Origin of the sequence: uncultured Microbacterium sp. (genome assembly GCF_947632095.1) — a bacterium.
In the GTDB taxonomy this organism is placed as follows: domain Bacteria; phylum Actinomycetota; class Actinomycetes; order Actinomycetales; family Microbacteriaceae; genus Microbacterium.
This window is the reverse complement of record NZ_CANROA010000073.1, coordinates 1-6,844: the sequence shown is the minus strand read 5'-3', so window position 1 is coordinate 6,844 and position 6,844 is coordinate 1. Positions and strand designations below refer to the sequence as shown.

Sequence of the window (6,844 nt, the reverse complement as noted above, 5' to 3'; positions counted from 1 at the left end):
GTGGTCGCATCGATCGAGAACGCCTTCAGCGTCACCCGGTGCAGGGGGATCTCTCCATCGCCCGGATTGCGGTCGCCCGACGCATCGCCCATCACGAACGTTCCCGCCGGGATCTCGGCCTGGGGGATCGGATGCTGGCCGGTGCCATCATTCCGCGGGTCTCGCGACGCGGCATCCGGCGCCTGAAAAGTGAGGAACTGCTCGCGCGCCGGGGCGCCGCAGGCGCAGGCCGGGCCGCACCCGGGGGAATCGTTGCTCGTCATCGGAACCATCCTAGAATCCGCGCGCAACGACCTCCGCCCGGTGCAACAGGATCAGCGGTCGGTGTGCGCGTCGAGGAAATCGAGGGTTTCGGTGAGTGCGGTCTGGGCCTCATCGAGGTCGAGGTGGAACTGGTACTCGTGGGGGAGGGCCGGTTCGTGGGCGGCGGGCCAGAACAGTGTGGTGAGGTCCACGCCGATCTCGTCGAGACGGTGCGCCATCGGGATCGACTGCAGCCAGGTGAGGCCATCGCCGTTGCCGCCGGAGATGTATGTGGCGGGGAAATCCGCCGTGACCCAGTCGATCGTCGACATGGTGGATCCGGTGGCGCCCTCGGCCCACGTCTTGTCTCCGGCGTAGGCCCACATCGCGGACTTCAGCCCCCATCCCTCGATGCCGGTGAGGGCGGCGAGAGCGGCAAGATCGTAGACGCCGCAGTTGAGGATCGTGGCGGCGAGCTGGGTGGCGTCGAGCGCCGGATCGACCGACATGATGTCGGCGTATTCGTGGTTCGTGATGATGGTCGCCATCTGGCTGGCGAGCTGCGCGCCCGCCGAATCCCCGGCCAGCACGATCTGCGAGGCGTCGACACCGAGATCATCGGCGTGCTGATCGATGTAGGCGAGAGCCTGGTTGATCTGGTGAACGGCGGTCGGATACGTCGCCTCCGGGCCGAGCGTGTAGTTCAGCGAGATCGCCGTGTAGCCCTCGGCGGCGATCATCCGCATATAGGGGTTCACGTCTTCCTTGGCCCCGGATATCCAGGCTCCGCCGTGGATCCAGACCACGGTCGGCAGCGGCTCGGCGGCGGATGCCGGGGAGAAGGCATCCATCGTGGTGTCGACGCCGTCGTCGCCGTAGGCGATGTCGAGCGTCTCCGTCACCTCGTCGGCATCCGGCAGATGCCGGTTCATCTCGGCGACGGTCGCTTCAGCACCCCACGTGAAGACCGTGCGGATGGCCAGGGCCGAGGGCCAGGGCGTGATGGCGCCGATGAGCGCGATGATCAGGGCGATCGCGATGACAGCGACCACCGCGATGCGGGTCTTGCGCCACCGCCTCTTCGGCCGTGCGGAAGCGTCTTCGTCGTGCTCGAGCGTCGTCATGGATCCCTCTCCGGGGATCAGTGTGGCAGAGCGGCGGCCACGATGTCGGCGGTCGTCGCCAGCGTGATCTGCGGCGGGTAGAGCCCCAGCACGTGCAGGGCCGCGGCGTGGTTCTCGGCGGAGGACCCGGCACAGGCATCCGTCGCGATCGTCACCCGCGCGCCGGCATCCGCTGCGGCCAGGGCTGTCGAGAGCACGCAGCAGTCGGTCGTGATGCCGGCGAGCACGATCTCGGCATCCGTCCCGGTGATCGATGTGAGCTCCGGCCCCCACTTGCCGAACGTGGGCGCATCGAGTGTCGGATGCGGCGACAGCGAGCGCGCCTCCGGGGCCAGGTCGAACAACGGATCGTCCGCGGGTCGATCGGCGAACGGCCACGCCGTGAAGTAGTCGCCCCACGATGTCGACCGGTCGGCGGTCGGCAGCCAGCGCGTGACGACGACGCGACCGTCGAAGGCGGCGGCGAGCTCGCGGATGCGCGGCATCGCATCGGCGAAGAAGGGCGAGCCCCACTCCGAATCGTCCGCGGCGAAGATGTTCTGCGGATCGATGACGACGAGCCAGCGCATGCTCACGCCTCCTGCCTCCGGATCTTCGCGGCGCGCGCGAACCAGGTGACGAGGAACGACAGCACCAGCGCGAAGAAGACGCCGAGGTTCGCGTACGCCCAGTCGCCCTCGCGGCCGCCGATGAGGAACAGCAGGTAGCCCTGCCAGTTGTTCCATTCGGCCTCGGCGGCGAAGTTGTTGACGACCAGGCCCCAGCCGATGACGGATGCGGCGACCATCGTGATGATGGAGGTCCAGTCCCATGCGCCGTATCGACCGCGCGGGTCGAACAGGGCGTCCTCGTCGTAGACCTTCTTGCGGCGCAGGATGTCGGCGATGAGGATGCCGGCCCAGGATGCCAGCGGAACGCCGAGGGTGATGAGGAATGACTGGAACGGGCCGAGGAAGTCCTCCGCGAAGAAGACCACCCAGATCGTGCCGAGGGTGAGGATCACGCCGTCGATCGCCGCCGCCGAGGGGCGGGGGATGCGGATGCCGAGGCTGATGAGGGTCAGGCCCGACGAGTAGATGCCGAGCACCGCGCCGGAGACGAGGGCGAGCACGGCGGTGAGCAGGAACGGCACGAGCACCCACACCGGCAGCAGTGTCGCGAGCGCTCCGATCGGGTCGGCGGAGACCTGGTCGAACAGTGTGGCGTCGGAGCCGGCGAGCAGCGTGCCGAAGATGACGAGCACGATGGGCGCGAGCGCGCCGCCGATCGTGTTCCAGGCGACGATCGCCCCGTCGGATGCCGTGCGCTTCTGGTAGCGCGACCAGTCGGCGGCGATGTTGATCCAGCCCAGCCCGAACCCGGTCATGACCATCACGAGTGCGCCGATGACCTGTCCGAGCGATCCGTTCGGCAGGGCGAGCACGGCCGTGAAGTCGATGTGCGGGACGGTGAGGATCACGTAGAGGATCGTCACGGCGCCGGTGAGCCAGGTCAGCACCGACTGCATCTTCATGATGGCGTGATAGCCGAGCACGGATGCCGCGACGATGAGCGCCGCGACGATCACGGTCGCGGCGACGCGCAGTGCGACGGAGTCGCCGTCACCGCCGAGCTGGGTGATGACGGTGGCGGTGGCGAGCACCGCCATGATCGCCAGGAACGTCTCCCAGCCGATCGAGGTCAGCCAGGAGACGATACCGGGTGCTTTCTGCCCGTGCACGCCGAACGCGGCGCGGGAGAGCACCATGGTCGGCGCCGAGCCGCGCTTGCCGGCGATCGCGATGAGCCCGCACAGGAAGAACGACGCGACGATGCCGATGATCGACACGAGCGTCGCCTGCCAGAACGAGATGCCGAAGCCCAGCACCCAGGATCCGTAAGACATCCCGAATACCGAGACGTTCGCGGCGAACCACGGCCAGAACAGGTCGCGGGGCTTCGCTGTGCGCTCGGACTCGGGGATGATCTCGATTCCGGCACGCTCGATGAGCCCCGGGGCGGTGGCGATCTTCTCTGGCATGCGCTCATCCTGGCATTCGGATGGGCGCGCTGTCCAGTTGGGTCAATCTGACTATTACTCGATGGGCGGGATGCCGAACGTGTTCGGATCGACGGGGCGGATCCGCCGCGGCAGGGTGTCGACGACGAGGCGGTACGACTCGGTGACGAGTTCCTCGACGAGATCGTCGGGCAATGAGCCGTCGGGATGCAGCGAGATCCAGTGCTTCTTGTTCATGTGGTAGCCCCGCGTGATTCCGGAGAACACCTGGCGCAGAGCGTCACCGTCAGCCGGGGCGGTCTTCACGATCGCGATCGGCTCGCCGTGCACCAGTGGCAGCAACAGGAAGACCTTGCCGCGAACCTTGTAGACGTCCCAGTTGGGGCCGAACGGATGCGTGAGCTCGGCGCTGGGGAGCCCCTCGGCGCGGTCGGCGGCGCGACGCTGCAGCATCGCGCCGCCGGGACCGTCCGAGGAGGTCATCGCATCAGGCCGAGAAGAAGGTCTCGGCGACGCGGGTGAGGTCGTGCAGGTCGGTGACGCCGGCCAGCTCCCGGGCGGAGTGCATCGACAGGATCGGGATGCCGACGTCGACCGTGCGGATGCCGAGGCGCGTGGCCGTGATCGGACCGATGGTCGACCCGCAGGGCACATCGTTGTTCGAGACGAACTCCTGCGAGGCGACGCCCGCCGTCTCGCACCAGCCGGCCCAGGCCGCCGCGCCCACCGCGTCGGTCGCATAGCGCTGGTTGGCGTTGATCTTCAGGATGGGTCCCGAGCCGAGCAGCGGCTGCACGACGGGGTCGTGCTTGTGCGCGTAGTTCGGGTGCACCGAGTGCCCGACGTCGCTGGAGAGGTGCCAGGATGCCGTGAACGCGCGGCGCCGCTCGGAGTCATCCGCGCCGAGTCCGGCGTAGACACGGGCGAGGACGTCTTCGAGGAACGGACCTGCGGCACCGGAGCGCGAGGCGGAGCCGAGCTCCTCGTGGTCGAAGGCGGCGAGCACGGCGATCGACGGAACCTCGTCGAGCTCGGCGAGGGCGACGACGCCGGCGTGCACGGAGGCGAGGTCGTCGAGACGGCCGGAAGCGAAGAACGCGTCATCCTTGCCGAAGATCGCGCCGCGTGCCGAATCGGCGACGACGGCGTCGAAGCCGCGGATATCGGCGGCGTTCACGCCGGCGGATGCCGCGAGCTCGCCGAGCAGATCTTCATCGGTCGGATCGCCCAGGCCCCAGACGGGCTGGGTCTGAACCTGCTTGTCGAGCGTGAGGCCGTTGTTCGCGCCGCGGTCGAGGTGGATCGCCAGCTGCGGCAGCCGCAGGAGGGCGCCGGTTGCGGCGAGCACGACCGAGCCATCGGCCATCGCCAGGCGTCCGGCCAGGCGCAGTTCGCGATCGAGCCAACTGTTCAGCAGCGGGCCGCCGTAGACCTCGACGCCGGCCTGCAACCAGCCGCGGGAGCCGGTGGTGGGCTTGGGCTTGAGCTTGAATCCGGGGGAGTCGGTGTGCGCGCCGAAGATCTGCGCGGGGGTGTGGGGTGCGGCATCCGAGGGCACGACCCAGGCGATGGTGGCGCCGTCGCGCACGACGACGAAGCGCCCGCCGGGCTGCGCGGGCCAGGCGTCCTCCTCGTTCAACCGGGTGAACCCGGCGTCCTCGAGTCGGCGCGCGACCTCCTCGGCGGCGTGGTAGCTGGAGGGGGAGGCGGCGACGAAGTCGGCGAGATCCTCGGCGTGGGAACGAGCGGAAGCGGAAACGGCCATGCCTCGATCGTATCCATCGGTTCACCTGGTGCTGTTATGGTGTGGCGCGACAGTGCCTAGGGTTCCGGGGTTCGCGCCCGACTGGTCCGAGCGGCACCACGTCCCGCCTCCGCAGGCGGGGCGTCATCTGACAGGACAAAAGCCCGGAGGAGCCCGTTCGTCGCGCCCGCGATGCACAGAAGGCTCCGATGTCCCCTCTCGCCCTGGTCCTCGTCTTCTCCGCCGCCGTCGTGCACGCGGCGTGGAACATCATCGCGCACGGCGTCAGCCGCGCCGGCATCCCGTTCCTGTGGTGCGGAGCGGTGGCGGCAACGGTGATCTGGGGCGCCGCGATCCCGCTCACGGGAGGCTTCGGGGAGGGCGACGCGATCGGCTTCGCGATCGGCACGGGAGTGTCGGGGGTGCTGCACGTGGTCTACATGCTCGTGCTGCAGCACGGCTATCGGGTGGGTGTGCTCTCGACCGTGTACGCGACGGCGCGGGGCAGCGGGCCGTTCCTCGCCGTGCTCGCCGCCATCGTGCTGCTGGGCGAGTCCCTCTCACCCGCAGCCCTGACGGGCGTCGCGGCGATCATCGTGGGCGTGGTGGCGCTCGGACTCGTGGGGGGCGAGCCCGTGCGCACCGAGCGGCCCGGCCGGATGGATCCGTCGATCGTGTTCGGCCTGCTCACGGGCGTCGCGATCGCGACGTACACGATCTGGGATGCGCACGCCGTGCGCTCCTGGTCGCTGGCGCCCGTGCCGTTCATGGTCGGCACGGCGTTCATGGAGCTGCTGATCTATTCGACGATGCTGCGCGGGCGCTGGACGGCGACCCTGCGGTTCGCCCGGCTCGAGTGGCGGCGCGTCGTGATGTTCGGGTTCCTCTCGCCGCTGTCGTACATCCTCGTGCTCGTGGCCATCACGATGGCGCCCGTCGCCCTGGTCGCGCCGCTGCGCGAGGTGAGCGTGGTGCTTGTGAGCCTGTTCGGCGTTTTCGTGCTCAAGGAGAACCGACCGGGCTGGCGCCTGGCGGCATCCGGGGTCGTCGTCGGCGGCATCGTGATGCTCGCGCTGTAGCGGGTTCAACAACTGTTCATCTGTTCTGACAGGTCGGTGAACGGGCGGCGAACACTTCCCGGAACCGCCGGAATCCCGGGGCCGGGGTGTCACAGTGAGAGCCGAACACCCCTCAGGAAAGGTCGCTGTGTCTTCTCTCCCCGCACCGGCGGATACCGCCGATCTGGTCGTCGTCGGATCCGGCATCGTCGGGCTGGGTGCGGCCTATGCCGCCGTCCGCCGCGGTCTGCGCGTTATCGTCGTGGACCGCACGGATGCCCGGGTGGGGGCGACGGTCCGGAACTTCGGCCACCTGTGCATCGGGGCGCAGACGGGGCGCGCCCGCGGGTTCGCCGATGCATCGCGCGAGATCTGGATGCGGTTGGCCGCGGATGCCGGTTTCTGGCTGCGTCCGTCGGGAACCCTGATCGCCGCGCAGCACGCGGACGAGCTCGCGGTTCTCGAGCGCGCTTCGGTCGGGACGGATATGCGGATGCTGTCGGTCGAGGCGCTGCGCCAGCGGGCACCGCTGCGGGCCGGGTCGATCGTGGGCGGGGCGCTGCTGGCGAGCGATATGCAGGTGAATCCGCGCACGGCGGCGTCGGCGATCGCCCGGCACCTGAGCGATATGGGCGTCGAGTTCCGCTTCCGCACCGCGGCGACCGCGGTCAGCGGT

7 protein-coding genes and 1 pseudogene are annotated in these 6,844 nt (G+C 69.1%); 2 read left to right on the top strand and 6 right to left on the bottom strand.

The genetic code is table 11. The features are described from left to right. From Q0Z66_RS11695 to Q0Z66_RS11670, 6 genes and pseudogenes are all read right to left on the bottom strand, one after another. Positions 1-263 (bottom strand): annotated as a pseudogene (locus Q0Z66_RS11695) (formylglycine-generating enzyme family protein); the annotation flags it as partial. Between the two features lie 51 nt (positions 264-314). After that, positions 315-1,367 carry an alpha/beta hydrolase gene (locus Q0Z66_RS11690; protein WP_298041334.1) on the bottom strand — a complete coding sequence of 351 codons (1,053 nt, stop codon included), beginning with the start codon at positions 1,365-1,367 and terminating at the stop codon, positions 315-317. A 17-nt stretch (positions 1,368-1,384) separates the two neighbouring features. Further along, a complete protein-coding gene (locus Q0Z66_RS11685; RefSeq protein ID WP_298041336.1) occupies positions 1,385-1,936 on the bottom strand; it encodes an isochorismatase family protein in 552 nt (183 codons plus the stop codon). Positions 1,937-1,938: 2 nt separating this feature from the next. Next, positions 1,939-3,387 carry a cytosine permease gene (locus tag Q0Z66_RS11680; protein ID WP_298041332.1) on the bottom strand — a complete coding sequence of 483 codons (1,449 nt, stop codon included), beginning with the start codon at positions 3,385-3,387 and terminating at the stop codon, positions 1,939-1,941. Between the two features lie 54 nt (positions 3,388-3,441). Then, complete coding sequence (locus tag Q0Z66_RS11675; RefSeq protein ID WP_298041329.1) at positions 3,442-3,849, bottom strand: MmcQ/YjbR family DNA-binding protein; 408 nt, start codon at positions 3,847-3,849, stop codon at positions 3,442-3,444. A gap of 4 nt (positions 3,850-3,853) precedes the next feature. After that, a complete protein-coding gene (locus Q0Z66_RS11670; protein WP_298041327.1) occupies positions 3,854-5,131 on the bottom strand; it encodes a M18 family aminopeptidase in 1,278 nt (425 codons plus the stop codon). A gap of 188 nt (positions 5,132-5,319) precedes the next feature. Here Q0Z66_RS11670 and Q0Z66_RS11665 point away from each other — a divergent pair, with 188 nt between their 5' ends. Continuing rightward, complete coding sequence (locus Q0Z66_RS11665; protein ID WP_298041325.1) at positions 5,320-6,189, top strand: EamA family transporter; 870 nt, start codon at positions 5,320-5,322, stop codon at positions 6,187-6,189. Between the two features lie 127 nt (positions 6,190-6,316). Further along, the coding region (locus tag Q0Z66_RS11660; protein ID WP_298041323.1) for an FAD-dependent oxidoreductase at positions 6,317-6,844 on the top strand (528 nt) is incomplete at its 3' end.

What these genes read in the sequence shown, in the direction of transcription:
- Q0Z66_RS11690 (WP_298041334.1), bottom strand. Translation starts at nt 1,367, where the DNA reads ATGACGACGCTCGAGCACGACGAAGACGCTTCCGCACGGCCGAAGAGG.
- Q0Z66_RS11680 (WP_298041332.1), bottom strand. Translation starts at nt 3,387, where the DNA reads ATGCCAGAGAAGATCGCCACCGCCCCGGGGCTCATCGAGCGTGCCGGA.
- Q0Z66_RS11670 (WP_298041327.1), bottom strand. Translation starts at nt 5,131, where the DNA reads ATGGCCGTTTCCGCTTCCGCTCGTTCCCACGCCGAGGATCTCGCCGAC.
- Q0Z66_RS11675 (WP_298041329.1), bottom strand. Translation starts at nt 3,849, where the DNA reads ATGACCTCCTCGGACGGTCCCGGCGGCGCGATGCTGCAGCGTCGCGCC.
- Q0Z66_RS11685 (WP_298041336.1), bottom strand. Translation starts at nt 1,936, where the DNA reads ATGCGCTGGCTCGTCGTCATCGATCCGCAGAACATCTTCGCCGCGGAC.
- Q0Z66_RS11665 (WP_298041325.1), top strand. Translation starts at nt 5,320, where the DNA reads ATGTCCCCTCTCGCCCTGGTCCTCGTCTTCTCCGCCGCCGTCGTGCAC.